The sequence below is a fragment of the Helicobacter sp. 13S00482-2 genome, from assembly GCF_002272795.1.
Classification (GTDB): domain Bacteria; phylum Campylobacterota; class Campylobacteria; order Campylobacterales; family Helicobacteraceae; genus Helicobacter_J.
This window is the reverse complement of record NZ_MLAT01000019.1, coordinates 1-26,924: the sequence shown is the minus strand read 5'-3', so window position 1 is coordinate 26,924 and position 26,924 is coordinate 1. Positions and strand designations below refer to the sequence as shown.

The window sequence follows — 26,924 nt, the reverse complement described above, 5'->3', positions numbered from 1 at the left end:
AAGAGTGAATAGATCTTTTGAATTATTGAGGATGAGACCTTCTTTATTGACATTGAATTCTTTGAAGTAATTATTAGAGATACCTCTAGGATTAGGAGAAGAGATGTTGATGATAGGAATGTGATTAGGAGATGTATCTAAAGTGGGATTATGAGGAGTGAGGGAGTTATCAATGATGATAGGGGGAGGGATGTTGTTAGGAATATCAGGTTCAGGAATGTTGGATTGAGCAATATTAGATTGAATGTTGTTAGGAATGTTAGATTGAATGTCATTAGGAATGTTATTAGCAATAGGGGGAAGATTATTAGGAATAGATTCAACTGCTAGGAGTGATTGAGAAGATAGGAGTGAAGAAGAGACTAATACAGATATACTTCTTTTTAGAAATGAAGTCAATGAACTTTTCATTTGATGATTCCTAGTTATTAAACTCAACTCAATTCCTCCTAGAAGATAAACTTATACCCAAGCATGAATTGGAGGGGTTTGTAGATGTTGTTATTGATTATGATGCCATACACAGGTATCTTGGCAACAAATTCTATGCGATGATGCTCTGCTAGAAGGATTGAGAGACCTGCACGAGAAAGTATGTATATGTTTCCTGTCGGAAATGTATTGCTCGTATCATCACTTATCGTTCCTTCCACTCCCCCCTCAACTCCACCAAAGAAGCCTAAAGTACTATGAGTATCAAACTTGATGACATCTAGCAATAGATCCAATCCCAATTTTGCTTCAATGATATTAGAAGGATATTGTATGGGAGTATAGATTTGATTGATAAGCGTGGTTCTTCCATATCCTAGTCCTAAAAACCATCTGAAACCCACATAGTTGTTTCTATCAAAATGATGTTCAGTACCTAAGTTGAAATTAAAAAGATAGCCATTGCCTCTGTAGGCATTTTCTGTAAAAGATCCAGGTTTTACAACAACATCCATATATCCAAGAGTAGGCTCTACCTCTACATCCACTCTATCAATACTACTCCCAGCATCAATTCCTAAGAAGAACTTAGCTTGTGCTAAGGTGTTTGCAGAAGTTAGCATCATAAAGGCAAGTAATACAATCCTCTTCATATTGCATTCCTGTTAGTAAAATATTCAACTACTAATCTTTTATCACATTTTAAAATTTTATTCAAATATTCTACTTCTAGTATTCTTAAACTAACTTGATAATATTCTTGAAGGAATGAAACGTTATTTGTCTTTAGGATAGATATTAGGGTTGCTAGGAGTGGTTGGTTTGGGTGATGCAAAAAATGAAGAAGGTTTATGGACACTTCCTGTGGGTCAAATTCAGGTAAAAGCTCATGCAGGGATTTCAATCCTTCTAGCAGAGCATCATAGAATAGAGTTTATTGTAAAGATATCTGTGTATACCTTGACTGACGCAAGTTATGATAGTCCAACTAATGTGCGTTTAAATGATAAAACTTGACATATTGAGTTTATAAAGAATCAAAAATATGATCCAGGGAATGCAAACATTTACGAACCCTTGCAGTTTATGGTTGGATATACGTTTGTGTTTTAAATATACTCAATTCCAACAGGATTTTCAAATCAAAGAGTGGCTAAGAGTCTCTTTTTGTATTATGTCCCTGTTATCAAAATATTGCATTATTAATTCTTGTATTATATTTTAAAACTTTATTTAAATTTTATAAATCCATCAGATTTTTTATATATAAACAAGGTATTGAGAACGAACTAATTTTGATGACTCACGAGTATTAAGCCATATTTTATGAATTTTTGATAACCAAGTGGCTGAGTCTTCTGAAATCTTCTAGCACTTCAAATACTTTTTTGCTTTGTAATATTTCTTTTATCTGCATATAGCCATCTTTTATAGAATCTGCCAAGCCATAAATATATAGACTTGCACCTGCATTTAGGCATACCAAATCATTTTTGACCGAAGGAATATTGTTGAAAATATCTAGAGTGATTTGCATATTTGTCGATACATCTCCGCCCTTTAGCATACTATAAGGGACATAATCAAGACCTATTTCTATGGGAGTAAAATCATAACTTGAGATTTTACCATCTTGAAGTTCGGTGATTTTGGTTGGTGCTGATAGTGAAATTTCATCATATTCATCAAAACCGCTCACCACCATAGCTCGTTTTATTCCTAAAATATTAAGTGCTTCAGCCATTATTTCTGTGTAGTTTTTGTTAAAAACCCCAATAACTTGATGAGTAAGTGCAGATGGATTTGCTAATGGTCCAATTAGATTAAAAGCAGTCTTAAAACCTAGAGATTTTCTAGCATTACTTGCAAATGCAAGTGCAGAATGAAATTTGGTAGCAAATAAAAAAGTGATACCAAGTTTTTCATAGCATTCGATACAGTTTTGTACGCTCATATTGATATTGATACCAAGTTTTTCTAGTAAATCTGCTGATCCTGATTGACTTGTTATTGCTCTATTTCCGTGTTTAATAACCTTTACCCCAGCACTAGCTAATATCAGTGAAGAGGTTGTTGAAACATTGAAGGTTTTGTTTGGGCTTCCTCCAGTTCCTACTATGTCAAGACGTTTTTCTCCTTGAAGTGGTAAGGGAAAAGATATGGTTTTTTTCTTCAATACACTTGCAAATCCTGCAAGTTCTTCGGCTTTAACCCCTTTAATTTCTAATGAGGTGAATAAAGATCCAATTTGTGCATCGCTCATATTCCCTTCTGTGAGCTCATCCATCACATCATAAGCTTCTTGAAAATCCATATCTGATAGCTTGAGAGCTTTTTTTAAATAGATTTTTATAGGTATGCTTTCCCTGCGATAGTGTAGGAAATTCAGTATCATCTTTTCACCTTCAGTGGTTCCTATAGATTCAGGATGAAATTGAAGGCCAGTAAGTTGATAACTTTTATGTTCAACTGCCATTACTTCTCCATCAGGTGTTTTAGCTGAAATTTCAAAAAAATCAGGAATGTCTTCGCTTTTTGCTGCCAAAGAGTGATAGCGGACAATAGGAGTATTCATAGAGATGTTTCTGAAGATGCCTTTTGAATTATGCTCTAATGGCTCTGTTTTGCCTTGAACAATGCGTTTTGCATTCACAATGGGCACATCAAATGCTGCTAGTATTGCTTGATGTCCTAGACAAATTCCCAAAATAGGGTAGATTCCTTTTAGTTCCTGCACAATTTTGATTGAAATTCCTGCCTCTTTTGGAGTTTTAGGACCAGGTCCTATTACAATATACTTGGGATTGATTTGTTTGATTTCTTCAATACTTATTTTATCGTTTCTAAAGACTTTGATAGGATAATTGAATTTGGAAAATACTTGATAGATATTGAAGGTAAAAGAATCATAATTATCAATGAGTAAAATCATAAAAAGCCTTTATATCTGTTGTTTTTGGGTGATAGCCTCTAATAGTGCAAGCATTTTATTTCTTGTTTCTGTGAACTCACTTTCAGGTTCAGAATCATATACAATACCTGCTCCAGATTGGAGATAATAAACTCCATTTTGATAAACCGCACTTCGAATACTGATGGCACTATCAAGGTTTCCATTGCCATCAAAATAACCCACAAGCCCTGAATAAATACCTCTTTTATGGGGCTCTAACTCATAGATAGTTTTTATCGCCTGTATTTTAGGAGCCCCGCTCACTGTTCCTGCTGGAAAAGTAGCATAAATGGCATCTTTTGAAGTGTATCTTTGAGTATCAAGTTTGGCTTTGATTTCAGAAACAATATGCATTACTTTAGAATATTTTTCTATTTTTTTGTATTCCACAACTTCAACGCTTCCAGCAATAGCAATTTTTCCTAGATCATTCCTTCCTAAATCCACAAGCATAAGATGTTCAGCATTTTCTTTTTCATCATTTAAAAGTTCATTTTCAAGCTTATTGTCTTTTGCAATACTTTCTCCCCTAGGACGAGTTCCTGCTATTGGTCTTAAAGTCAAAATCGAGTCCTGGCATTTTACCATCACTTCTGGAGAAGCTCCTAAAATCTTAAAAACATCAAAATCAAAATAAAACATATAAGGACTAGGATTTTTATGCCGCAGATTTCTATATGCTTCAAGCGGAGGGAGATTGGTTTTTATCTGCATACTTTGTGAGGGTACGCATTGAAGTAAATTTCCTGCATGAATCTCTTCTTTGATAGATTTTACAGCCTGAATGTAATATTCTTTTTTATCTTCAGAGAGGATTTGAGTCGGATATTTTTTTTCTAAAAATGGGCTAGGCTTTAACGAATTGAGTTTCTCTGCAATCTCAAAAACTTCAGCTTTTAAATCAAAAACTTGAGTTTCCTTTGCGTAGGAGATACCAAATATATATGCTTCATCATAGAGATGATCAAAAATCAAAAAATCCCTACCAAAAATAAATGCACAATCATAGGTATCAACAATATGGGGTTTTTGGAGATTTATTTCTTCGATTTCTTCAAAAAACTCATAACCCAAATAACCCATTCCTCCTAGTGGCAAGGGAATACCTTCGAGATTTTCAGGTTTATTGGGGGCTAGTTTTCTGAAAAATTCTAACCAATCTAAGAATTTTTTATTTTCATCAATTGTTTTAAGATCTAATTCAAAATCAGATTGTTTTAGGAGGTATTTATTTCCTAGTTTTACTATTGTAAATGCACTCTTTAACATCATAAGAGAATAACGCTCTTTGCCTGTTTCTTGATAAGCGGATTCGAGTAAAACTTTTGCAGAAATATTCTCTAACACCAATAAAGGGGTGAAACTATCAGATATTATTTTTTTCACAACAATTTCTGAAGGTTGTTTGGAATCAAAATCAAACATAAAAGCTCCCATTCATATATAGTTCTAACATTATACAAAAAATCTTTAAGAAGATACGAGATTATAAGGCTAAACAAAAAATGATTGTATATGCAACTAATTTACATTTTGTTGCTATACTTGACATTTGGAATGTAAAATTAATGAAGGTTTTTAGTATTAAAAATAATTAGGAGAATAAATGAGATACGTTAGCGTGTTTGTTTTGGTTGTTTTATCTTTTTCTAATCTGTTTGCAGATGATTTGCTTAGCAGTCAAGACAATGACTCATTAGATTTGAATATAAGAAGTGATTCTAAAGATCCTAGTATCTATTCAGAAGTCCAAAAATTAAGTAGCAAGTCTGCTCATTCCATAGGTCTTCAGGATCTTCTTAAGGGTGCTGACACGAATTATTCGCTTCAGTCCAAAATGTTGACAGTGGAGCAATCTAGAAAAAATCATACTATTGCTCAGGTTAGTTTTCTTCCCACACTTAATTTGGACTACACTCTTCAAAACAACTATAGGGATACTGCTCAGTACAATAACTACAACACACAAACCTTCAATGCTAAATTGAATTTGGATATTTTTAGTGGGTTTAGCACCATTAACACAATCAAGGAAAAATCTGCGACTTATCGCTCTAATGTGGCCGATATGGAATACACTAGAGAAAATATTTATTTGCAGGTTATTCAGCAGTATTATCAGTATTTTGACAATGTATCACAGTTACTTTCACTTCAAAGAAAGCTTGAACAGATAAATTCTGATATTTCTAGGGTTTCTAAACTCTATGAACAAGGTCTTACAACAATTGATGATTTGGAATCTTTGAAATCACAAGGATCATTGAGTGAATATCAGATCTCTGATATGAAGCTTTCTATTGAGCAAAATAAACTGATGCTTGAATATTTGACAAATCTTAGTTTTGATACGCTTAGAAGAGATGATATTGCTACTCCTGCTTATGAAATAAAAGAACGCAAGGATCTAACTTCACTAAAAGAACAAATCAATGCTTCAATATATCAAAATAAGCAACTTAACTATTACCCCACAGTGTCATTTTTTGATACTTACACTTATAATATTGAGTTGCCCAAATATATTGCAGCAAATCCAATCCTAGCCCCCACGTATCCTCAAGGACAAAATATTGCTGGATTGACTGTCAGTTTGAAGCTTTTTGATGACATAGGATTGACATTGCAAAAGCAGTATATGAAATTAGGACAACTTGCTAGTGAGAAAAATCTTTTATATAAACAAGCTGAGCAAAAAAAAGATGAAAAGCTTTATCGAAAATCATTAGAAATAGCTAAGGCAAAGATTGTTTCCTCTGAAGCGAGCTTGAAATCTGCAACGATTTCTTATCAGAATATCAAAAAAAAATATGATGCACAATTGGTTAATTTTACTGACTATTTACAGGCTTTGAGCACAAAGTTTGACGCAGAGGCTACTTACAATTCAAGCTTGAATAATTACGAATTGCAAAAAGCTAATTATATTTTTTATAGCGGCCAAAAAATACAAGACTACATAAAGTAAGGAGAAAAAATGAGATACAAGTTTTTAATAGCAGCTCTTTTGAGCTTTTCGATATTGTGGGGAGATGATGTTTATGCTATTTTTGATGTGCAAGCTGTTAGAGATTCTAATCTTACTTTAGATAGTTCTGGAATAGTTTCACAGATGTTCGTAGATGTCGATAGTGTTGTTAAAAAGAATGATAATTTATTGTCTTTGGCAAACAAAGATAAAATAGCACAAGCTGATTCCATCAAGCAGCAATATCTTTTTGCTAAAAAGCAATATGAACGATATTCTAAAACAGGTAGTGCGGTAGATAAAAATACTATTGATAACTACTACTTCAACTATAAAAAACTAGAAGCAGATTACGCTTATTATACTTCCTTGCTTGATAAAAGTATCTTAAAAGCACCCTTTGATGGTGTCATTGCAGAGAGAAAAATCAATCTTGGAGATGGCGTGAGTGCTAATAGTACGACTTTGTTTCGTTTGGTAAGTCATGAGAAAAAAATTGTCTTACAGTATGATTCTAAATATGTTGATAAGGTTAAAGTCGGGGATGAATTTGAGTATTCTATTGATGGGAATGGGCAAAAAAAAGTCGCTAAAATAACCAAAATCTATCCAACTATTGATGATACTACAAGGAAGGTTACAGCTGAAGCCACTGCTAGTGATGATATGATCCCTGGTCTTTTTGGTGATGGCTATATAAGGAATAAATAATGTATAAATTTGCCATAACTCGTCCAGTTACTACCTTGATGTTTGCCCTTGCAGTCATCTTTTTTGGGATTATGGGTCTGAAAAAAATTCCAACAGCCTTGTTCCCAGATATTGATTTTCCTATTATAATGGTCAGCACCTCTTATCCAGGGGCTAGTGCAGATGTCATAGAAAGTAAGGTTACCGACAAGATAGAAGAAGCTGTAATGGGGATTGATGGGATCAAGAAGGTGACCTCCAATAGTGCTAGAAATATCAGTTTAGTTATCATTGAATTTCAACTAGAAAAGCCTATTGATGAGGCACTCAATGATGTTATCAATAAGGTTTCTTCTGTCAGTTTTGATGATCCAAATATCAATCAACCATCTTTGGATAAGTTTGACACAAATGGACAGGCCATTATTTCGTTATTTGTGAGTAGTGATCAAATACCTATTCCAACTTTAATGAAGCATTCTGAAAATATTATCAAACCAATGCTTCAAAAGATATATGGGGTTGGAGGCGTTCAACTCAATGGTTATCGTGAGCGTCAAATCAGAATTTATGCTGATCCTACTTTGATGAATAAATATGGTATCACCTATACTGATCTTTGGAATACACTTGGAGCGGAAAATCTTGAAGTTGATGGCGGTAGAATTGTGAATGGACAAAGAGATTTCTCTATTCTCACAGATGCTAATAGTTACAAGATTGATCAAGTTGCAAATATAAGGGTTGCAAGCAATGTCAAGCTCAGTGATATTGCTGTGATTGAAGATGGGATTCAAGAAGATACTACTTATGCGGCTTTTGATCAAAAGCCAGGCGTTATTTTTGAAGTTCAAAAAATATCTGGTGCAAATGAAGTTGAAATAGCTGATGGCGTTTATAAAGAACTTCCCCTCATAAAAGCAGCAAGTCCAGGCTATGATATCAGGCCATTTTTGGATACAACGGAGTATATTCGCTCTTCTATTAAAGATATTGAATTTGACTTGATGTTAGGAGGCATACTTGCTGTTTCGGTTGTGTTTGTGTTTTTGAGAAATTTTACTATCACACTTGTTTCTGCTATCAGTATTCCTATATCTGTGATGGGTACATTTGCATTGGTTCAGTTGATGGGGTATTCCCTGAATATGCTCACAATGGTTGCTCTGACCTTATCTATCGGTATTATTATAGATGATGCGATTGTTGTTATTGAAAATATTCACAAAAAGCTTGAATCAGGTATGAGTAAGCGTGAGGCCGCCTATGAAGGGGTGAGAGAAATAGGCTTTGCTATTATCGCAATTTCTGCAATGTTGCTTTCTGTGTTTATTCCTGTGGGCAATATGACGGGGATTGTTGGTAGGTTTTTCCAAAGTTTTGGAGTGACTGTTGCACTTGCTATTGCGATTTCTTATGTGGTGGTTATCACTGTTATTCCTATGGTCAGCTCTTTGATAGTCAATCCAAAACAATCGCGTTTTTATCATTGGAGTGAGCCATTCTTTAAGGGAATGGAAAATCTCTATATGAAAACACTTGAAAAAGTCTTGCACAATAAAATCATAACAATCGTTCTTGTATTTGCTATATTTTTTGGTTCTTTAGTGGTTGCTGGGAAAATAGGAGCAGATTTTATGCTCAAAGAAGATAGAGGACAGTTTTATGTCTGGATTCAAACTAAACCAGGAATTAGCATTTATGATATGCAAAAAAGAACAGTTGATTTTCAAAAAGAAATCCAAAAGCGTCCAGATGTGGATTTTACAACTGTACAAGTTGGATATGGAAAGATAAAAAGTGTATTTAAGTCAAAAATCTATGTCAAATTAAAATCTGAGAAAGAGCGAAAAAAGAGTCAGGTTCAAATCATGAAAGAAGTTAGGGAAACCCTTAATGCAATGCCTGAGGCTAAAATAATGACTGCTATTATTCCATCTGAAGTTCCATTAATCGGAGGAGGCGATAGTTCTTCCTTTCAGGCTTTCATTTTTGCGCCTACACAAAAACTAGTGGATGAGAGCGTGGCAAAATTAAAGAATTTCCTTTTGAATTCTCCAGAACTTAAAGGAAAATTTCAAAATTATCACACTAGTACCTCAGATATGCAACCCCAGTATCAGCTAACTGTCTTGAGACAAAATGCAAATAAATATGGAATCACTGCTCAAGATATAGGCAGGGTAGTGAATGCGGCATTTTCTGGAGAAAATCAAGCTGCATATTTTAAAGAAAATGGAAAAGAATACTATATCACTATCAGGGTACCAGATAACAAGAGGATTTCACTTGAAGATATCAAGCGACTCCAGATTAAAAACAAAGATGGAAAACTGATGTTTTTAGATGGGCTTGTGGATATTAAAGAAGATGTTACTCCTTCTAATATTACTCGTTATGATAGGCAAAGGAGCGTGACAGTATATGGCGATCCCATAAAAGAATCAGGTATCTCGCTTGGAGATATTCTCAACATCGTGAATGAACATTCTTCTGAGTGGTTATCGCCAGGTGCTAGTATTGCTTATGGCGGAGATGCTGATAACTTAGCTGAGACAGGTCAAGCCTTTGGAGTTGCAGTTGCTACGGCATTTATTTTGATTTATTTAATCCTAGCAGCTCTTTATGAATCGCTCTTAGAACCTCTTATTATTATGATTACGATGCCACTAAGTTTTTCAGGTGCATTCTTTGCACTCGGTCTTGTTGGACAACCTTTGAGTATGTTTTCTATGATGGGTCTGATATTGCTCATTGGTATGGTAGGCAAAAATGCTACCTTGTTGATTGATGTCGCCAATGAAAAGCGAAAAGAATCTAATCTTGATGTCTATAAGGCTATCATAATTGCTGGAGAGTCTAGACTTCGTCCGATTCTGATGACTACAATAGCTATGGTTTGTGGAATGTTGCCTTTGGCTCTTGCTACAGGAGATGGATCTGCGATGAAATCACCCATTGGTATTGCTATGACAGGGGGTCTGATTATTTCTATGTTACTAAGCTTATTGATTGTTCCAGTTTTTTATTGTCTTTTGGCACCTATCGATGATCGTATCAAAAGATTATACAAGCCAAAAGAAGGTGATAAGTTTTAAATACTCCTGTTTTTAATCAGGGTATTTTTTCTAAAATTAAGTATAATAAAGCAAATTCTATTTAGAGCAGGAAATGAAAAAAACTTTATCTCTTTTTGCGATTACTCTTCTGGGATGTGCCTATTTGTTTGGTGCTGATGCAGGTTCTTCTTCTGAAGATGATAATCAAAAGAATTTTATTTTTGTTGGTGGAGGTTTTGGAATTTCGCAAGTACTCAAGCTTGTGGATGGAAAGAAAGATGATGGCAGTTCTTATAAGGCTTTTGCGTGGGACATAAGAGGTGGGTATGAGTTTATGCCTTTGAAATATGTCGGTTTGAGAACCTATCTTGATTATATGATGTCCATCAAACCTTCAGGCTTAGATACTCTCACTTCTTCACTTTTTAGTTTTAATTTAGATGTGTTGGCTAATATTTTTAATTATAAGGGCTATGCTCTTGGAGTTTATGGTGGGGTTGGTTTTGGTTATTTTCAACATTCAAATGTTGTTCAAACCACTCCTGAAGACAAGGCTTTTGCAGTAGGTTTTGCAAATTTACTGAATTTTGGCATCAGTGGTACTTTTGATAAGGTTAATTTTGTTGAAATTGGGGCAAAGATACCTTTATCTACTTATGGTCAAGAAACAGGTTCTTATCAAGATAGCTATGTTTTTGTCTCTTACTCTTACTTGTTTTAAGATTTTCATCATCATCATATCTTAATCCTCTTTTAGAGTCTTTTTAGAAGTGCTCTAATTTTAAATAGGAGATAAAATGCCCCATATACCCTTTTCTTTTCTTGATCTTGTTCCAGTGCTAGAAAATGGCTCTATTAAAGATGCTCTTAAAAACTCTCTTTGTATGGCAAAAAAAGCAGAAGAGTTGGGTTTTAAGAGGTTTTGGTTGGCAGAACATCATAATATGGATGGCATTGCTTGTTCTGCCACAGCAGTTCTTATTAGCTATATTGCTTCAAATACAAAAAATATTCGTATAGGATCAGGAGGCATTATGTTGCCAAACCATACTCCTTTGGTGATAGCAGAGCAGTTTGGTTCGCTTCAAGAGATCTATGGAAATCGAATTGATTTAGGTATTGGGAGAGCTAGGGGAGGGAATTATGAGAGTGCATTGCTAGTGAGAAAAGAGAGAATGTTTAGTGATGAGAATTTTTTTGAAGAATTCCAAAGCTTACAAGACTTTTTAAGCGATAAAGAGACTTCAGGCGTAAAAGCTTTTCCTGGACATGATACAAAAGTTCCGCTTTATTTATTAGGTTCAAGTCTTTATAGTGCCCAAATGGCAGGAAAAAAAGGACTACCATATGCTTTTGCTTCGCATTTTGCTCCTAAATATCTTTTAGATGCAATTAAGCTCTATAGAGAAAGTTTCACTCCTTCTGAAGTAATGAAAAAACCTTATGTTATGGTTGCATTACCAAGTGCTTTGGCATCCACTCAAGAAGAAGCTTTATTTTTGGCAACGAGCTCTTATCAAAGAAGCTTATCTCTTTTTAGAGGCGGTAGCATTAAGCTCAAACCTCCCATCGCATTTTTGGATATGGATTGGAATTCAAATGAAAAAATATCTGTTTTAAGTATGCTCTCAAAAATGGTTATAGGTGAGAAAAAGTACGCTAGAGAATTTTTATTTTCCATTATTGATAGCACCCAAGCGGATGAATTAATTTTTACTTGTGATATTTATGATCAAAGCAAAAGGATAAAATCTCTAGAGCTTTTATCACAAATAATGCAAGAATAGAGAGGGCATATCCCTTCTCTATTTCTTTAGGGAATGATCTGGGGGATAACATATGCTATAAACGTAGTCATAATGCCTATTGCTATAACAAATAAAATCGAATATTTTACAGTGAATCTAAAAAGTTCAGATTCTCTACCTACAAGTCCCACTGCCGCACAAGCAACCGCAATACTTTGAGGACTTATCATTTTTCCTACTACGCCACCCACAGAGTTTGCAGCTAAAAACAATACTTCAGGGATATCAAGTTGTCTTGCTGTGAGTTGTTGTAGTGTTCCAAATAGAAGATTTGAGCTTGTATCACTGCCTGTTAAAAATACTCCAATCCATCCAATAATTGGCGAAAAGAATGTGAATGCACTCCCTGTACTAGCAAGTGCTAGTGCAAGAGTTGCAGATATTCCGCTGTAATTTGATATAAAAGCAAACGAAAGCACTAGTCCAATAGTGAGTATAGGAAACTTCATTTCACTCAGAGTCTCTCCAAACACTCCTATCGCATCTTTTGGCTTCACTCTCAATATAAATATACTCAAGAGTGCTGCAATAAAAATTGAGGTTCCTGTAGCATTAACAAGCGGAAGATTAAAAATAACTTTTCCTATAGGACTCTGTTCGCTTACCACAGGAGGGGTTTGTATGATTTGCCCACTGATATTGTGGAATTCAAATGAAAAATTTGTGAATGCTAACATCCCATCAGGTTTGAATAACTCTTTGAATGCAGGTTGTGTCCAAATAAATACAGTAATGATTAGTAACACAAAAGGCATCCAAGCTACAATAACCTTACAAATATGATGCTTATTGTCTGATTTTATCTCTTCGTTTTTATCGGTGCGGAAAATTTTCTTAGGTTGCCAAAATTTTAAAAATATTGTCGTGACTACGATAGATACGATTGCAGAAATAATGCCAGGAAGTTCTGGTCCTAAATTATTTGAAGCTAGGTATTGTGTGATAGAAAAAGAACCCGCTGCAATCAATACAGCAGGGAAAGTTTCTTTAACGCCTTTAAATCCATCCATTAAAAATACAATAAAAAATGGTACAAATAATGTGACTGGTGATAGCATTCTGCCCACCATTGCTGAAATATCTGTAGCTGGAACATCAACCAATCCTGCCATTGCAATGATAGGAATTCCTACCGCACCAAAAGCGACAGGTGCGGTGTTGGCAATCATGCATAATCCAGCTGCATATAAAGGACGCAACCCTAATCCCACAAGTATAGCTGCGGTAATTGCTACAGGCCCTCCATATCCTATGGCACCCTCTAAAAATGCTCCAAAACAAAAGCCAATTAAAATAACCAATATTCTATGATCGGGAGTAATAGAAAGAATACTTTCCCTTAGAATATCAAAATACCCTGACTTTACTGAGAGTTTATATAGAAAAATTGCTGCTACGATAATCCAAGCAATTGGCCATAACCCATATAAAAAACCATATCCAAATGCAGATCCAACCATATCCAAAGGCATATCATAGACAAATACGGCGATAATTGCCGAAAAAATCACAGTGATAAGTCCTGCAATATGACCTTTGAGTTTTAACACTACTAATGAAATAAAAAAAAGCACTATCGGCAAAAGTGCGACAAAAGCACTTAACCAGATGCTATGCAGAGGATCATAAACCTGTGTGTACTCCATATTTTTTCCTTAACTTTGTTGTTGTTTCCCTGAAGTATAGCCAAAAACTCATAGTGCTATTTAATTTTTTGAGATAATAAAAATTATGTCTAATCAAAACTGTGTAATTATGTATCAAAAACACCACCATAAAAATTCATTCAAAGTTCTTGTTGCGGATTTTTTTATTCCTTTTAGGGTATATTTACATCAGATATCTATATAAAAGGAGATAATGTTGAAGGCATATTTTTTTTCAACTTGCTTGGGTGGAGTTTCTTATAGTGATACTTGTGTGAATGCAATCAAACTCCTTCAAAAAGAGGGAGTGGAAGTTATATTTAAAAAGGATCAAACTTGTTGCGGACAGCCAAGCTATAATTCAGGTTATTATGATGAAAGTAGAAGGGTTGCTTTATATAATGTGGATCTTTTTGATGAGGATTATCCCGTTATTCTTCCTAGTGGTTCTTGTGCAGGTATGATGAAGCACGATTATTTAGAGCTTTTTGAAGGACACAAGGAGTATAAAAAAGTAGAGGATTTTTGTTCAAGGGTTTTTGAACTCAGTGAGTTTTTAGATAAAAAATTAGGTGTTAGATATGAAGACAAAGGAGAACCCATTAAGATTACTTGGCATTCTAATTGTCACGCTTTAAGGGTGGCTAAAATCATAGAATCCTCTAAAGCACTTCTAAGAAGCCTTAAAAATGTTGATCTAATTGAGCTTGAGAGAGAGGAAGAATGTTGTGGATTTGGTGGAACATTTAGCATTAAAGAACCTGAAATTTCTAGAGCTATGGTGAATGAAAAGATTGCAGATATCCATTCTAGGAATGTTGATTATTTGGTTGCTGGTGATGCGGGATGTTTGCTCAATATCAGTGGGGCGATGGAAAAAATGGGTTCAAAGGTAAAAACGATTCATTTATATGATTTTTTAGCCAAAAGGATAGGCATATCTGAAAAAGGAGATTTAAAATGAGTGATAGTTCTTTATTTCATTCTAATGAACAGTATGAAGCTACCATTAATAAAAAACTTTCTGATCCGCAGTTAAGAAAAAATCTTAAATCAGTAATGAATACTCTTAAAACCAATAGAAAAAATCTTATTAATGCTAGATACACTGATTGGGAAGGCTTAAGAGAGCTTGGAAAGGCGGTTAAATTGAAAGCACTTTCTCATTTAGATGAGCTTTTGGAGAGATTTGAGAGAAATGCTTTAAAAAATGGTTTTCATATCCATTGGGCGAATAATGCTCAAGAAGCCAATGAAATCATCTATAACTTGGCCAAAGAAAAACAAGTCTCTAAAATATTAAAAGGCAAATCGATGGCGAGTGAAGAGATTCACCTCAATCAATATTTCAAAGAAAAAGGAATCCTTGCTACCGAAACAGATCTTGGAGAGCTTATTATCCAGCTTATTGATGAGCCTCCTGTTCATATTGTTGCTCCAGCTATCCATAAAAATCGTTATCAAATAGGTGAAATTTTTGCGGATAAATTGGGTGCTCCCCTTGAGTCAGAACCTGAAAAACTCAATGCTATTGCAAGAAAACATCTCCGAGAAGAATTTAAAGATTTTAAAATGGGCCTATCAGGAGTCAATTTTGCAATTGCCAATGAAGGTGCGATTTGGCTAGTGGAGAATGAAGGTAATGGTAGAATGAGTACTACTGCCTGTGATTTGCACGTGGCTATTTGTGGAATTGAAAAGGTTATAGAGAGTTTTGAAGATGCCTCAATTTTGGATACTTTGCTTGTTCCTAGTGCTGTAGGTGCATCTATCACTTGTTATAACAATATCATAACAAGCCCTAGAAAAGAAGGCGAACTTGATGGACCAAAAGAGGTTCATATTGTGATGTTAGATAACAATCGATCTAATATCTTAGCTGATGATCATTATTATCGATCTTTGAGTTGCATTCGTTGTGGAACTTGCCTTAATCATTGCCCAGTCTATGATAAAATCGGTGGACACGGCTATTTATCGACTTATCCAGGACCAATTGGAGAGGTTATTTCGCCCCAACTATTTGGATTAGATAATTGTGGCTATATGGTTAATCTCTGTAGTTTATGTGGGAGATGTAGCGAAGTTTGCCCTGTTAAAATACCTCTAGCAGATCTCATCAGAGATCTTAGAAGTGAAAAAGCCAAAGAAGGTAGAGGAGGAGTTAAGGGGAGCTCAAATATCAACCAAAACAAGGCTGAAAAATTTGCTATGAAGATGTTTTCTTCGTTCGCTACAAGTGGGACAAAATGGAGAATAATTCTATGGGGAGCTGGTGTATTTGCACCATTAATGAAACTTTTTCAGCACACTTTGCCTGGATTGAAGAATTGGACATTTCATCGAGCCTTTCCTAAAATCAATTCGGGGCTACATGGTAAAATCAAACACATGGAAGGGGTGATTTATGAGTAAAATAAACATTTTAAAACACGTTAAAAATGCTTTAGAAAAAAAACACATTCAAAAAACCATAGCCCCTCATTTTAAAGATATCTTTAAATATGAGAATACAGATTTGCTTGAAGAGTATAAGCGTGTTCAAATGCTCAACCGTGCAAAGGTATTTGAATGTGAAAAGGAAAATCTAAGCACTCAGATTAAGATGGTTTTAGAAGATATGGGGAGCAAAAAAGTTCTTTATACACTAGATATGCCTTTTGAGATAAATACTCTAGATGAAAAGTTTGAAAAGATTGCTTATGATAAAAATGTAGAGGCAATGCGTGCAGAACTTTTTGGCATTGATACCTCCATAATAAAAGCAGTTTGCGGAATAGCGAATTTAGGAATTATAGGGATTGTTTCTAGCCCTTCTTCTCCTCGTTTGGCATCTTTAATAACTCCGAATTCCTTGATTTTATTGGATAAAAATAGTATCGTTTCTAATCTATTTGAGGGAACAGAGGCACTTAAAAAACAATCAATGGATGGAGTTTTGCCCACCAATATGCTTTTTATTGCTGGTCCTTCTAGGACTGCTGATATAGAACTTCAAACCGTTTTTGGGGTTCATGGACCACAAAATGTAGCTGTTATTTTATATTAAAGGATTTAAATGAAATTGGAAATAGGCGATAAGGCTCCTTTTTTTAAGTTAAAAAATCAAGATGATGTTGAAATTGCTCTTACCGATTTGATTTCAAAAAAAATTGTCCTGTATTTTTACCCCAAAGACAATACGCCTGGATGTACAATACAAGCACTTGATTTTACTGAAATGCTAGATGAGTTTGAAAAAAAAGGTGCAATAGTTGTTGGTATAAGTCCTGATAGCACTACAAGTCATAAAAAATTCATACAAAATAGAGAACTCAAACACATATTGCTTAGTGATATTGATAAGAGTGTGGCGACAAGCTATGGAGTATATGGAAAAAAGATGATGTATGGCAAAGAAGTTTTTGGCATCATCCGTTCTAGTTTTATCATAGGTAAAGATGGCATTATACAGAAGGTATTTTATAATATCAAAGCCAAAGGACACGCCAAGGACATCCTAGATTCTTTATAGAAATGATGATTTTGTTTGATTGTCTTCCAAGTCTTGATTTGTTATAATTTTGTTCAAAGATAAAGGAAGGTTTTAGAATGGATAATGGGATATTTTTATGTTCAATTTCAAATGTCAGTAGTGGTAATTGCAGTGAAGATTGTGGTTATTGTACTCAAAGTTCACATCATCACGCTGATATTGAAAAATATAAATTTAAAGATCCAGATGCAGTTCTTAAAGAAGCTCGATTACTAAAAGAATATGGGGCTTTGGGTTTTTGCTTGGTAACTGCGGGGCGGGGCTTGGATGATAAAAAATGTGATTATATTGCCAAAGTTGCAAAAATGATCAAAGATGATGGATTGGATTTGCATATTATTGCCTGTTGTGGAAGGGCTGATGTAGATTCTTTGGTATATCTGAAAAAAAATGGTGTGGATAGCTATAATCACAATTTAGAAACCTCAAAATCTTTCTTTTCTAATATTTGTACGACTCACCCTTGGAATGAAAGATTTGAAACTTGTGAAAATGCCCTCAGTGCAGGACTTGGATTGTGTAGTGGGGGGATATTTGGATTAGGAGAGAGCTGGGGAGATAGAATAGAGCTTTTAAAAGCTTTGCAGATTCTCTCTCCGCATTCCACGCCGGTTAATTTTTTTATTCAAAATCCCGCTTTGCCTATTAAAGAGAAGACTTTAACTCGTGAAGAAGCTTTAGAATGTGTAGTTTTAGCTAGGGAATTTTTACCAAAGGTGCGATTGATGATTGCAGGGGGTAGAGAGGTCGTTTTTGGCAAAGATCAAAAAGCATTGTTTGAATGTGGTATTGATGCGGTGGTGCTTGGAAATTATTTGACTACCAAAGGGGACAATCCTCAGACAGATATAGAGATGATAAAATCTTATGGGCTTAGTATTGCTAGTGTTTGTCATTGATGAAGGTTGTTGTTATCAGGGATTTTTTTATTACCCTTAAAGATAAAATCAGAGAAATAATAAATTTTCTCACTCATGAACAGGCAATGTTTTACTATGCTTCTTCGCTTAGTTTTTATACTATTTTTGCGATGATTCCCTTGCTTTTGATTCTTTTTTCTATTGTTCTAAAGTTTCCTAATTTTCAAGACAAATTCAATGAATTCAAGACATTGGTGCTTTCAAATATCCTCCCAGATTATACAGGGGTTATCTCTTCATTTTTTGATACTTTTATCCAAAATAGTTCTAGAATTGGAACAATAGGTTTTGTGTATGTTTTATTCACATCATTGATGTTTTTTCGCAACTATGAATTCATCACTTCTAAGGTTTTTAATTCCAAACCTAGAAGATTTTTTGAATCTTTGATTGTTTATTGGGTCATGATGACGCTTTTTCCAGCAGGTATTTCTACATTGATTTATTTCAGTGCCCAAGTGCAAGGAGTTTTCAAAAATGAACAAAATATTAATATTTTTGCTAATTTTCTTGCTTGGTTGGCTACTTGTTTGTTGTTTTTAGTGCTTTTTAGAATCTCTGCAAATAAGCCATTAGATAAAAGAATATTGCTCCTAACTTCCTTTGTGAGTGCGAGTGTATGGTATTTTCTTAAATGGGGTTTTGTGTATTATGTTTCCTATAATAAGACTTATCCGACCCTATATGGATCGGTCTCTGTATTGCTTATTTTGATGCTTTGGGTCTATATTTCTTGGTTGGTATTGCTTTTTGGAATGCGTATTTGCGAAGCCTTGGTGAGTGATTTTGGAAAGAAAAGACAATCTTTAGGGCGTAAATATGAAATTTGATGAGAGTTTATTTAGATGCACTTAAGCATCTAAATAATTACTTTTTGAGTTTTCCAGCAATAATGAAGCGTAGTGCATTGAGTTTAATGAAACCTTGTGCATCTTTTTGATTATAGACATTATCTTCTTCAAAGGTGCTATAAGCCTGACTAAATAGAGAGTTTTTAGATTCTCTGCCTGTAATAATCACATTCCCTTTATAAAGCTTTAGAGAAACCTTTCCTTCTACTTTTTCTTGTGTTTTGTCTATGAGTGCTTGGAGTGCCTCTCTTTCTGGAGAAAACCAATAACCATTATAGATAAGGGAGGCATATTTTGGCATTATCTCATCTTTAAGGTGTGCTTCCTCTCTGTCTAAACAAAGTGATTCTATGGCTCTGTGAGCTTTTAATATAATGCTCCCACCAGGTGTTTCATAGCATCCTCTTGACTTCATTCCCACGTAGCGATTTTCTACAAGATCAAGCCTTCCTATACCGTGTTTTCCACCTAGTTCGTTGAGTTTTTCTAGTAATTTTGCTGGGCTTAAAGTCTGACCATTGATTCCTATGGGATCTCCATTTTTAAATTCTATGGTGATACTTTCAGGTAGATCAGGGGCTTTTAAAGGAGAGGTAGTCCATCGCCACATTTCTTCTTCAGGCTCTATGTTTGGATCTTCTAATATCCTACCTTCATAAGAGATATGCAAGAGGTTTGCATCCATAGAATAGGGGGATTTATTTCCTTTTTTTTCAATACTTATTCCCGATTTACTAGCGTAGTCTAGGAGTTTTTCTCTAGAGTTTAGATCCCATTCTCTCCAAGGTGCGATTACTTTTATATCTGGATTTAGAGCATAAGCACCTAGTTCAAATCTAACTTGATCGTTTCCTTTTCCTGTGGCACCGTGTGCAATAGCATCCGCTCTGACTTCTTTGGCTATTTCTACAAGTTTTTTTGCTATTAATGGACGTGCAATACTTGTTCCTAGAAGATACTCACCCTCATAAATCGTATTTGCCCTAAACATTGGAAACACAAAATCTCGTACAAATTCTTCTCTTAGATCTAAAATAAAAATATTTTCAGGCTTTATACCTAGTTTTTTCGCCTTTTCTCTTGCAGGTTCAACTTCTTCTCCTTGCCCGATATCCGCTGTGAAGGTAATCACTTCACATTGATAGTTTTCTTGTAGCCATTTTAAAATAACAGTCGTGTCAAGTCCGCCCGAATAGGCTAAAACGACTTTTTTAATGTCTTTTCCCATTTCTTTATCTTCCTTTGTCTTATCCGTTGAATACGTGAATTTTATCAAAATTATACAAAAAGAGATATACTCCTTCATTATTTATAAAGAGGTTAAAAATGCAGTTAATTGATTTTGTTGGTATTTCGCTAGTCATTTTTGTTCTAGGACTTGGAGCTTATAAATTTTTTAGAAAGAAAAAATCTTCTTGCGGGTGTGGTTCTAATAAATGCTCAAAGCCTAAACATTACTCATCAAAAGACAAGCAACCTAAGGACAAGTCAATCCATTCCAAAAAATAGACTAACAGGATAGTTTTTACCTATTTTTTTAAGCTCAAGATAAGCATTGATGATGAGAAAATCATTTTTGTTATGAGTAGAGAGCCTTTCTTTAGCTTGTTCTATCATCTCAAGATCTAAGAGTGCATACAGATAAGCTTTTTCACCATTTTCGTCATTATTGGCAAGTTTCTCAAAGAGTTTTATCCACATATCTGGAGATAAAAATGGTTTGGATTCTTTTGCAAGTTTCAAATAGTTGATTTCGGCATATTTAACATCTTTGCATAATTTGGTTATGTTGTCTATCTGAAATGTTGCACGGTTTTGTGAGTATGCTACAAATAATTCTTTGAACATTTCTTTATCAAGAAAATTTTTGGAAAGTTCTAAAGCTTTTTGAATTTCTTTATCATTAGAGTTTTGCACAATTGAAATAAAAGCGTATTTTTTCAGATCATTATTGAGGGATCCTTTTAGGACTTCGAGTGCAAATTTGCTATCTTTTGCTATTTTGTTTTGAATATTTTTGATAAAAAATTCATTATTTTCTGAAAAATCATATTTTTTAGTATCTTGTTCGATGCCATTATTTATCTGTCTATACGTTTCAAAAAGCTTATCTATCTTGCTATAGGAGCTATCTTGAGAATCTAGGTTTGCTTTTAAATCAAATCTAGAGAGCACTTTTGAGAGCAAATCAAAATGATGATTTTTGTAAGTCTCTTTTGAGTAAGTTTTTCTTGTGGTTTGTTCAATAATCTGATGGATAAGCTTCTCAAAATCTTTGTTATTATGGTATTTTGTAAGCAATCCCCTCACCCATTCTCCCAAAAAAAAGATTAAAGAGAGCACAAAAAACACAAGCATAACAATACCCACCCACACAGCAACAGGAAGATTCAAGGATTCTCCTTGATGTGTTGCTGGTAATGCATAGCTTCCAGTATTGAGGCTATAGATGCAGATACTAGTAGCGATGATAAACAAAATAGCGAAAATAATATAGTACTTAAATTTCATTTTTCACCTTAATTTTAGATTTCTCGTGTAATTCACGACATTTTACGCAATATTTTGCGTGAGGTTTGACCTTGAGTCTTTCGATATTAATCTCATCATCACACATTTCACAAATTCCATAAGTTTCATTTTTAATTTTTTGTAATGAACTCATTATATCTTGTAATTCTAACCCGTGTTTTTGGATAATTAAAAAATCAATTTGACCTTGTAGATTTGCTGATACAATATCGCTTTGATCTTTAGGATTGGAGCTATTAAGCTCTTTTAAGGATATATTAGACATATCAATATTTGAGCTGATTTCCCTGATCCTATCTTTGAGGATTTTTTCAAAATATTCAAGAGCTTTTTTTTCCAATGAATCTCCTTATTTGTGGTATGGATGGTTATGGATAATGCTTAAGGCACGATAGATTTGCTCACAAAGAACGATTTTAGCAATTTTGTGGCTAAAAGTAAGCAAACTCAGGCTAATAGAAGTTGTTTTTTTGAGAAATTCTTCTTCAAAGCCATACGCTCCCCCAATAAAAAAATTGATTTTATTATGATTTTTTAATAGTTCTGCAAAAGCAAAAGTATTTTCCATTTTTCCTGCTATATCTAAAGAGATGTTAATATCTGCGTTAAGATGAGGCAATAAAGCTTTTGTATAGGATCTTTGAGCGTGTTTTTGTGATATTTTGTGGGCATTGATGATATCATTATTCATAATATCTTCAATGATTAGGGTTGCCCCAAACTGTTTGCATTGTTTTTGGTAGTGAGAGATAAGGGTTTGCCACTCATCATTTGGCTTAGTGATCGAGTATAGGTTGCATTTCATAATTTGGATTAAGCATACCAATGATATCACTCAGAGTTTTTTTAAGTTCTTTTCTAGCGACCACCATATCAATAAGACCGTGTTCAAGCAAAAACTCTGCAGTCTGAAAGTTTGCAGGAAGATCTGCACCGATAGTTTGTTTGATGACTCTAGCTCCTGCAAAACCTATCATTGCACCAGGTTCTGCTATGATAATATCTCCTAAAAAGGCAAATGAGGCACTCACACCACCAAAAGTAGGATCAGTGAGCAAAGAAATAAAAGGCAATTTAGCTTTGCTTAGTTTATTGAGTGCGGCACTTGTTTTTGCCATTTGCATTAATGAATAGGTCGATTCTTGCATCCGAGCCCCCCCACTTGTAGAAACAATCAATAAAGCTTGTTTTTTGGCAATAGCACGATTGATAGCACGAACGATTTTTTCACCTTCTACAGAGCCTAAGCTTCCGCCCATAAATTCAAAATCAAACACCACAATTTGCAAGGGTTTATGATTGATGGTGGCTTCGCCAGATATGATAGAGCTTGGGCGACCTGTTTTTTCTTTGTATTTTTTGATTCTTTGTTGATAACTTTCTTTATCTACAAATTTTAAAGGGTCAATGGGTTTAAGGTTTTTGTCATACTCTATAAAGCTTCCCTCATCACACAAAAGAGTTATTCTATCTTTGGCGGAGATTCTGAAGTGGTAATTACACTTAGGACACACTTGGGATTGAGAAAAAACTTCTTTATGATACATTAACGCTGAACAGCCAGGACATTTTACCCAGTGCATACTTGCATCTTTTTGTGTCGATTTTTTTTCATCTTTTTTGAGATTTTTTAAAAAATCCGCAAAGCCCATTTTTGATCCTTAAATCGCAATTTTTGTAATCATATCAAAGATTTGCTTATTTCTGCTTACGAGTAAGGCATTCTCTGATTTTTTTATCCATAGATCTTGGCATAAAAATAATCCCGCCTTACAGTCATATTCTCTTATATTTCCAGCAAAAAATACAAAATTTACATCATGTGCAGACCCTAGTGAAAGTGCTATGGCACCGAGTGATCGAAATTTCATTTTTTGCTCATACATCTTCATGCATAAAAGCGGATGAGAATAAGCTCTTTCAAAAATCCCGCATTTTGGTGAATTGTCATTTTTAGGTATTTCTTCGCCTGTATTTAGATTGATATGTTTGGTATGATCTGTATCTCTATAGTGAGCACTTTGAGTGCAAAAGTTAATGACGATAGCTTCTTTTGTCTGTCTATTTTTATCACACAAGGCTATTGAAGCACCATAATAAGGAATATTAGAAAGATAATTATCACTTCCATCTAGGGGATCTAAAATAATGATATCTTCGCCTCTCCCTTTAATATATCCTGATTCTTCAGAATCAATACTTCCTATCTCTAAGAGGTGTTTTATGAAAATTTCTTCACTCAATAAATCAGCACCTAGACTAATATCTCCACCCGCGCCTATATGATGTTTTTGCATATATTCAGGTTTTCTTTGTGCTAGAACTTCTATGATTTGTTTGCTCGATTTTATTGAGGCTTGGATAAAATCACTCAAAAATATCCTTGAACAAAAAATTTAATTGGTGCATTATAGTCATTTTATTTTTAATTAAAACTGATATTTATAGGAGCGTGTTTGCAAGGCTATATTCTAAAAATAATCCCTTTAAAAAATGAAGATATTATCGCTCACATTCTCACTCCCAATAGTATTAAAAGACTTTATAGATTTTATGGAGCAAGACACAGCATCATTCATTTGGGAAAAAAAATAGACTTTGAAGAACAAGAGAACGGAATATTTTTATCAAGGCTTAGAAATGTGATACATCTGGGGTATAGATGGGAGAATGATTTAAATAGAGTTTATGTATGGCAAAGGTTTATTCAAATGCTACATACGCATCTTTTTGATGTCTATGAAATTGATCGTTTTTATTTTGAAATGCTAGAAAGTGGAGCGAAAAAAATCAAGGTGCAAAATCCATTACGAGTGGCTTTAGAAATGTATGCTGAACTCTTAGGTTTTGAGGGGAGAGATGATAAGAGCCAAAGCTGTTTTGTGTGTGGGGGGATATTGGAAAAAAAAATCAGTCTTGGCAGGGCTTTTTTATTGGGGCATCCAAATTGTTTAAAAGGGAATGTTTTTGATATAAAAGACATATTAGATTTCCTTCATAGCAAACAAACATTACACTTAGATGATGATACTGTAGAAAAAATGTGGGGGATTTTATTAAAAGGGATATAAAATCCCAATTAGCGAAGGTTTGTCCGCACTCTTGCTAAATCAAATCCGCCTTGATTTTTGATATAAACTCCTTAAGTTATATATTTTGCGAATATGGATGAATGATTTTTGGATCAGCTAATAAGCACACACTCGTAGGGTCTTTGCCCTCATAGTCTATTTTACTTAAAATATCCCTAGCAATGTTAATTCTAGCGGCTTTTTTATCATTAGAATCCACAATCATCCAGGGAGCGTGAGGGGTATGAGTTCGAGAAAACATCTTTTCAAATGCTTCAGAGTATTCATCCCATAATTGCAAAGATTTAGAGTCAATAGGGCTGAGTTTCCACATTTTTAATGGATCAGTCTTGCGACTTTTGATCCTGCGTTTTTGTTCATCTTGATTGACATTCAGAAAATATTTAAAAAGAATAATGCCACTTGAAATTAGCATTTGTTCAAGATTAGAGACCTGATAAATAAATTGCTTATATTCTTCTGCACTGCAAAAGCCCATCACTTTTTCTACTCCCGCACGGTTATACCAACTTCTATCAAAAAATACGATTTCCCCTCCACTTGGAAGTGTGCTAATGTAACGCATAAAATACCATTGAGATTTTTCTATTTCAGTGGGTTTTTGCAGAGCCACAATTCGGCATCCTCTAGGGTTTAAATGTTCGCTTAAAGCCTTTATACTCCCGCCTTTTCCTGCCCCATCTCTGCCCTCCATAATGATGACTATTTTTTGAGAGGTATTTTTAACCCAGTTTTGGAGCTTGAGCAACTCTACTTGGAGTTTTATCATTTCTTCATTATAAAAAGTTACTCTGATCTTGCCTTGTTTATTGCGAATAGATTTTTGATTTTGTGCACTTTCCGGGCGGATTGTGATGACAGGGTGTTGTTTTGACATTTTCTCTCCTTGGCTTTGTGTTATAATCTATTATATCCTAGTTTTAAAGAAGCGATTATGAAAAAGGAATTGATTTTTTTAGGTATTGAAAATGATTCAGCAATTTTATTGAGTCGTTCTCATATTGAGTGTTTTGATGTAAAAATACACTCGCAAGAAGAGAAGATTTTTCTAGAAGGATCTGAAGTGCCCCAAGCCTTTGAGGCTATTAGGTTAGTTTTTGGGAATAAGGTGATATTCTCAGATGAACTGAATCAATCCATTGTCTCTATCTTAAGAGCAAATAAAAAGAAAATCACCACTATAGAGAGTTGCACAGGTGGTCTTTTGGCCTATCAATTTACTTCTATAGCGGGGGCTTCTGATGTCTATGATGGAGGCATCATTAGTTATGCTAATGATATTAAAAATCAACTCTTAGGAGTAAAAGAAGAAAGTCTTAAAAAATATGGAGCAGTGAGTGAAGTGGTCGTGAATGAGATGTTAGGAGGAGGACTCAAGATGTTCAAAGCTGACTATGCACTCGCTACAAGCGGTGTAGCTGGGCCAACTGGTGGGAGTGTAGCAAAACCCATTGGAACTGTTTTTATAGGTGTGCAAAAATACGGGGAAGCTCCTATTATAGAGAGATATTTATTACAAGGAGATAGAAAACATATTCAAAAAAATAGCACTCAAAAGGCATTAGAAATGTTGGCAAAGATTTTATAAAATTGATTAAGAAGTCTTGACAAAAGGGCATAAATAAAATATAATTTCGCTCTTTTATTAGAAAAGTGTTGTTTGATAATATCTGTTGTTTTGACCCGTTAGCTCAGTTGGTAGAGCAATTCCCTTTTAAGGAATGGGCCGTTGGTTCGAATCCAACACGGGTCACCATTTACAAAAGTAGAAGTGGCCCCTTCATCTAGCGGTTAGGATACCACCCTTTCACGGTGGCTACAGGGGTTCAAGTCCCCTAGGGGTCACCACTTATTCGATGTTTCCCACTCATACTATATTTAAGTTTGGTCGCTTAGCTCAGTTGGTAGAGCGCTACCCTTACAAGGTAGATGTCACAAGTTCGAGCCTTGTAGCGACCACCACTTGAGATCTTTGGAGCGGTAGTTCAGCTGGTTAGAATACCTGCCTGTCACGCAGGGGGTCGCGGGTTCGAGCCCCGTCCGCTCCGCCACTTCACTTCTTTGAATTCATTTTGTAATCTTGATTTTTTTAGGTTGAAATTTTTATGACCCCTTCATCTAGTGGCCAAGGATACCACCCTTTCTAGGTGGGAACGGAAGTTCAAATCTTTCAGGGGTCGCCATTAGGCTTTTACCATTACCATTTCTTTTACCATCTCCAATGTACTCTCTTCATTAAGATCATTGCTCTCAAGTTTGAAGAAAAGCAAGAGCGAGGATGGATTTTTTGATTAACTCCATAGATTCTAACACTTCAGTTAATTCCTTTGCCTTGTTTTGCTTACTCAATAAATCATATAGCATACAACCATTGAATGACAGAGTATTTCATCAACTGCGTTTTATTTACTCAACAAGTCATATAAGAGTCATACCAC

General features: G+C 34.7%; 26 protein-coding genes, 5 tRNA genes and 1 pseudogene. 20 read left to right on the top strand and 12 right to left on the bottom strand.

Translation table 11 applies throughout. The features are described from left to right. Together BKH42_RS07830 and BKH42_RS07825 are read right to left on the bottom strand one after the other, a co-directional pair. A pseudogene (locus BKH42_RS07830) lies at positions 1–411 on the bottom strand (filamentous hemagglutinin N-terminal domain-containing protein); the annotation flags it as partial. A 38-nt stretch (positions 412–449) separates the two neighbouring features. Beyond that, positions 450–1,085, bottom strand: a complete 636-nt coding sequence (locus BKH42_RS07825; protein WP_095296057.1) for an outer membrane beta-barrel protein — start codon at positions 1,083–1,085, stop codon at positions 450–452. 160 nt (positions 1,086–1,245) lie between these two features. Between BKH42_RS07825 and BKH42_RS07820 the strand changes: the two genes are divergently transcribed. Then, positions 1,246–1,449, top strand: a complete 204-nt coding sequence (locus tag BKH42_RS07820) for a hypothetical protein (protein ID WP_143428592.1) — start codon at positions 1,246–1,248, stop codon at positions 1,447–1,449. 307 nt (positions 1,450–1,756) lie between these two features. On the opposite strand, the gene BKH42_RS07815 is transcribed toward BKH42_RS07820, so the two are convergent. Further along, complete coding sequence (locus BKH42_RS07815; RefSeq protein WP_095296055.1) at positions 1,757–3,364, bottom strand: bifunctional anthranilate synthase component II/anthranilate phosphoribosyltransferase; 1,608 nt, start codon at positions 3,362–3,364, stop codon at positions 1,757–1,759. A gap of 9 nt (positions 3,365–3,373) precedes the next feature. After that, positions 3,374–4,810: an anthranilate synthase component I family protein gene (locus BKH42_RS07810; RefSeq protein ID WP_257874292.1), complete on the bottom strand. Its 1,437-nt coding sequence runs from the start codon at positions 4,808–4,810 to the stop codon at positions 3,374–3,376. Between the two features lie 181 nt (positions 4,811–4,991). Here BKH42_RS07810 and BKH42_RS07805 point away from each other — a divergent pair, with 181 nt between their 5' ends. From BKH42_RS07805 to BKH42_RS07790, 5 genes are all read left to right on the top strand, one after another. After that, entirely contained in the window at positions 4,992–6,353 is a 1,362-nt protein-coding gene (locus tag BKH42_RS07805; RefSeq protein WP_143428591.1) for a TolC family protein, read from the top strand. Between the two features lie 9 nt (positions 6,354–6,362). Next, on the top strand, positions 6,363–7,064 hold the full coding sequence (locus BKH42_RS09340) for an HlyD family efflux transporter periplasmic adaptor subunit (RefSeq protein WP_143428590.1): 702 nt from the start codon (positions 6,363–6,365) through the stop codon (positions 7,062–7,064). Continuing rightward, positions 7,064–10,141, top strand: coding sequence for an efflux RND transporter permease subunit (locus tag BKH42_RS07800; RefSeq protein ID WP_095296053.1), 3,078 nt, complete (start codon positions 7,064–7,066; stop codon positions 10,139–10,141). Before BKH42_RS09340 ends, BKH42_RS07800 begins: the two co-directional genes overlap by 1 nt. Before the next feature lie 73 nt (positions 10,142–10,214). Next, on the top strand, positions 10,215–10,823 hold the full coding sequence (locus BKH42_RS07795; RefSeq protein WP_095296052.1) for an outer membrane beta-barrel protein: 609 nt from the start codon (positions 10,215–10,217) through the stop codon (positions 10,821–10,823). 76 nt (positions 10,824–10,899) lie between these two features. Beyond that, positions 10,900–11,889 (top strand): LLM class flavin-dependent oxidoreductase, encoded by a 990-nt coding sequence (locus tag BKH42_RS07790; protein WP_095296051.1) that lies wholly within the window; start codon positions 10,900–10,902, stop codon positions 11,887–11,889. A gap of 26 nt (positions 11,890–11,915) precedes the next feature. On the opposite strand, the gene BKH42_RS07785 is transcribed toward BKH42_RS07790, so the two are convergent. After that, on the bottom strand, positions 11,916–13,556 hold the full coding sequence (locus BKH42_RS07785) for an L-lactate permease (protein ID WP_095296050.1): 1,641 nt from the start codon (positions 13,554–13,556) through the stop codon (positions 11,916–11,918). Between the two features lie 214 nt (positions 13,557–13,770). Here BKH42_RS07785 and BKH42_RS07780 point away from each other — a divergent pair, with 214 nt between their 5' ends. The 6 genes from BKH42_RS07780 (at position 13,771) to BKH42_RS07755 (ending at position 18,841) form a co-directional block, all read left to right on the top strand. Beyond that, entirely contained in the window at positions 13,771–14,520 is a 750-nt protein-coding gene (locus BKH42_RS07780; protein WP_095296049.1) for a (Fe-S)-binding protein, read from the top strand. After that, complete coding sequence (locus BKH42_RS07775) at positions 14,517–15,971, top strand: LutB/LldF family L-lactate oxidation iron-sulfur protein (protein WP_095296048.1); 1,455 nt, start codon at positions 14,517–14,519, stop codon at positions 15,969–15,971. Before BKH42_RS07780 ends, BKH42_RS07775 begins: the two co-directional genes overlap by 4 nt. Continuing rightward, positions 15,964–16,605 (top strand): lactate utilization protein C, encoded by a 642-nt coding sequence (locus BKH42_RS07770; protein WP_095296047.1) that lies wholly within the window; start codon positions 15,964–15,966, stop codon positions 16,603–16,605. The genes BKH42_RS07775 and BKH42_RS07770 overlap by 8 nt, the downstream gene beginning before the upstream one ends. 9 nt (positions 16,606–16,614) lie before the next feature. Continuing rightward, positions 16,615–17,070, top strand: a complete 456-nt coding sequence (gene bcp / locus BKH42_RS07765) for a thioredoxin-dependent thiol peroxidase (RefSeq protein WP_095296046.1) — start codon at positions 16,615–16,617, stop codon at positions 17,068–17,070. A gap of 77 nt (positions 17,071–17,147) precedes the next feature. Continuing rightward, on the top strand, positions 17,148–17,990 hold the full coding sequence (locus tag BKH42_RS07760) for a biotin synthase (protein ID WP_095296045.1): 843 nt from the start codon (positions 17,148–17,150) through the stop codon (positions 17,988–17,990). After that, complete coding sequence (locus BKH42_RS07755) at positions 17,990–18,841, top strand: YihY family inner membrane protein (RefSeq protein ID WP_257874291.1); 852 nt, start codon at positions 17,990–17,992, stop codon at positions 18,839–18,841. The genes BKH42_RS07760 and BKH42_RS07755 overlap by 1 nt, the downstream gene beginning before the upstream one ends. Positions 18,842–18,878: 37 nt before the next feature. On the opposite strand, the gene BKH42_RS07750 is transcribed toward BKH42_RS07755, so the two are convergent. Then, positions 18,879–20,090: an argininosuccinate synthase gene (locus BKH42_RS07750; protein ID WP_095296044.1), complete on the bottom strand. Its 1,212-nt coding sequence runs from the start codon at positions 20,088–20,090 to the stop codon at positions 18,879–18,881. Positions 20,091–20,188: 98 nt separating this feature from the next. On the opposite strand from BKH42_RS07750, the gene BKH42_RS07745 reads away from it, so the two are divergent. Beyond that, a complete protein-coding gene (locus tag BKH42_RS07745) occupies positions 20,189–20,371 on the top strand; it encodes a hypothetical protein (protein ID WP_095296043.1) in 183 nt (60 codons plus the stop codon). Here BKH42_RS07745 and BKH42_RS07740 read toward each other — a convergent pair. From BKH42_RS07740 to BKH42_RS07720, 5 genes are read right to left on the bottom strand one after another with little or no spacing between them, the layout of a single operon-like run. Next, positions 20,351–21,373: a hypothetical protein gene (locus BKH42_RS07740; protein ID WP_095296042.1), complete on the bottom strand. Its 1,023-nt coding sequence runs from the start codon at positions 21,371–21,373 to the stop codon at positions 20,351–20,353. The genes BKH42_RS07745 and BKH42_RS07740 overlap by 21 nt on opposite strands. Beyond that, positions 21,363–21,734, bottom strand: a complete 372-nt coding sequence (gene dksA / locus BKH42_RS07735) for an RNA polymerase-binding protein DksA (protein WP_095296041.1) — start codon at positions 21,732–21,734, stop codon at positions 21,363–21,365. The genes BKH42_RS07740 and dksA overlap by 11 nt, the downstream gene beginning before the upstream one ends. 9 nt (positions 21,735–21,743) lie before the next feature. Continuing rightward, positions 21,744–22,199: a 23S rRNA (pseudouridine(1915)-N(3))-methyltransferase RlmH gene (locus BKH42_RS07730; protein ID WP_095296040.1), complete on the bottom strand. Its 456-nt coding sequence runs from the start codon at positions 22,197–22,199 to the stop codon at positions 21,744–21,746. Continuing rightward, entirely contained in the window at positions 22,171–23,046 is an 876-nt protein-coding gene (accD, locus tag BKH42_RS07725; protein ID WP_095296039.1) for an acetyl-CoA carboxylase, carboxyltransferase subunit beta, read from the bottom strand. The genes BKH42_RS07730 and accD overlap by 29 nt, the downstream gene beginning before the upstream one ends. A gap of 9 nt (positions 23,047–23,055) precedes the next feature. Beyond that, positions 23,056–23,769: an inositol monophosphatase family protein gene (locus BKH42_RS07720; RefSeq protein ID WP_095296038.1), complete on the bottom strand. Its 714-nt coding sequence runs from the start codon at positions 23,767–23,769 to the stop codon at positions 23,056–23,058. Between the two features lie 81 nt (positions 23,770–23,850). Here BKH42_RS07720 and recO point away from each other — a divergent pair, with 81 nt between their 5' ends. Continuing rightward, positions 23,851–24,465 (top strand): recombination protein RecO, encoded by a 615-nt coding sequence (recO, locus tag BKH42_RS07715; RefSeq protein ID WP_095296037.1) that lies wholly within the window; start codon positions 23,851–23,853, stop codon positions 24,463–24,465. A 76-nt stretch (positions 24,466–24,541) separates the two neighbouring features. On the opposite strand, the gene ppk2 is transcribed toward recO, so the two are convergent. Next, a complete protein-coding gene (ppk2, locus tag BKH42_RS07710) occupies positions 24,542–25,363 on the bottom strand; it encodes a polyphosphate kinase 2 (RefSeq protein WP_095296036.1) in 822 nt (273 codons plus the stop codon). A gap of 57 nt (positions 25,364–25,420) precedes the next feature. Here ppk2 and BKH42_RS07705 point away from each other — a divergent pair, with 57 nt between their 5' ends. The 6 genes from BKH42_RS07705 to BKH42_RS07680 all read left to right on the top strand — a co-directional run bounded on the left by BKH42_RS07705 (position 25,421) and on the right by BKH42_RS07680 (position 26,669). Further along, positions 25,421–26,074 (top strand): CinA family protein, encoded by a 654-nt coding sequence (locus BKH42_RS07705; RefSeq protein ID WP_095296035.1) that lies wholly within the window; start codon positions 25,421–25,423, stop codon positions 26,072–26,074. Between the two features lie 92 nt (positions 26,075–26,166). Continuing rightward, positions 26,167–26,242 (top strand) — tRNA-Lys (locus BKH42_RS07700). Positions 26,243–26,259: 17 nt separating this feature from the next. Continuing rightward, positions 26,260–26,334: transfer RNA gene (locus tag BKH42_RS07695), tRNA-Glu, on the top strand. A 38-nt stretch (positions 26,335–26,372) separates the two neighbouring features. Beyond that, a tRNA-Val gene (locus BKH42_RS07690) sits at positions 26,373–26,448 on the top strand. Between the two features lie 12 nt (positions 26,449–26,460). Continuing rightward, a tRNA-Asp gene (locus tag BKH42_RS07685) sits at positions 26,461–26,537 on the top strand. 56 nt (positions 26,538–26,593) lie between these two features. Next, a tRNA-Glu gene (locus BKH42_RS07680) sits at positions 26,594–26,669 on the top strand. The last annotated feature ends 255 nt before the right edge of the window (positions 26,670–26,924 follow it).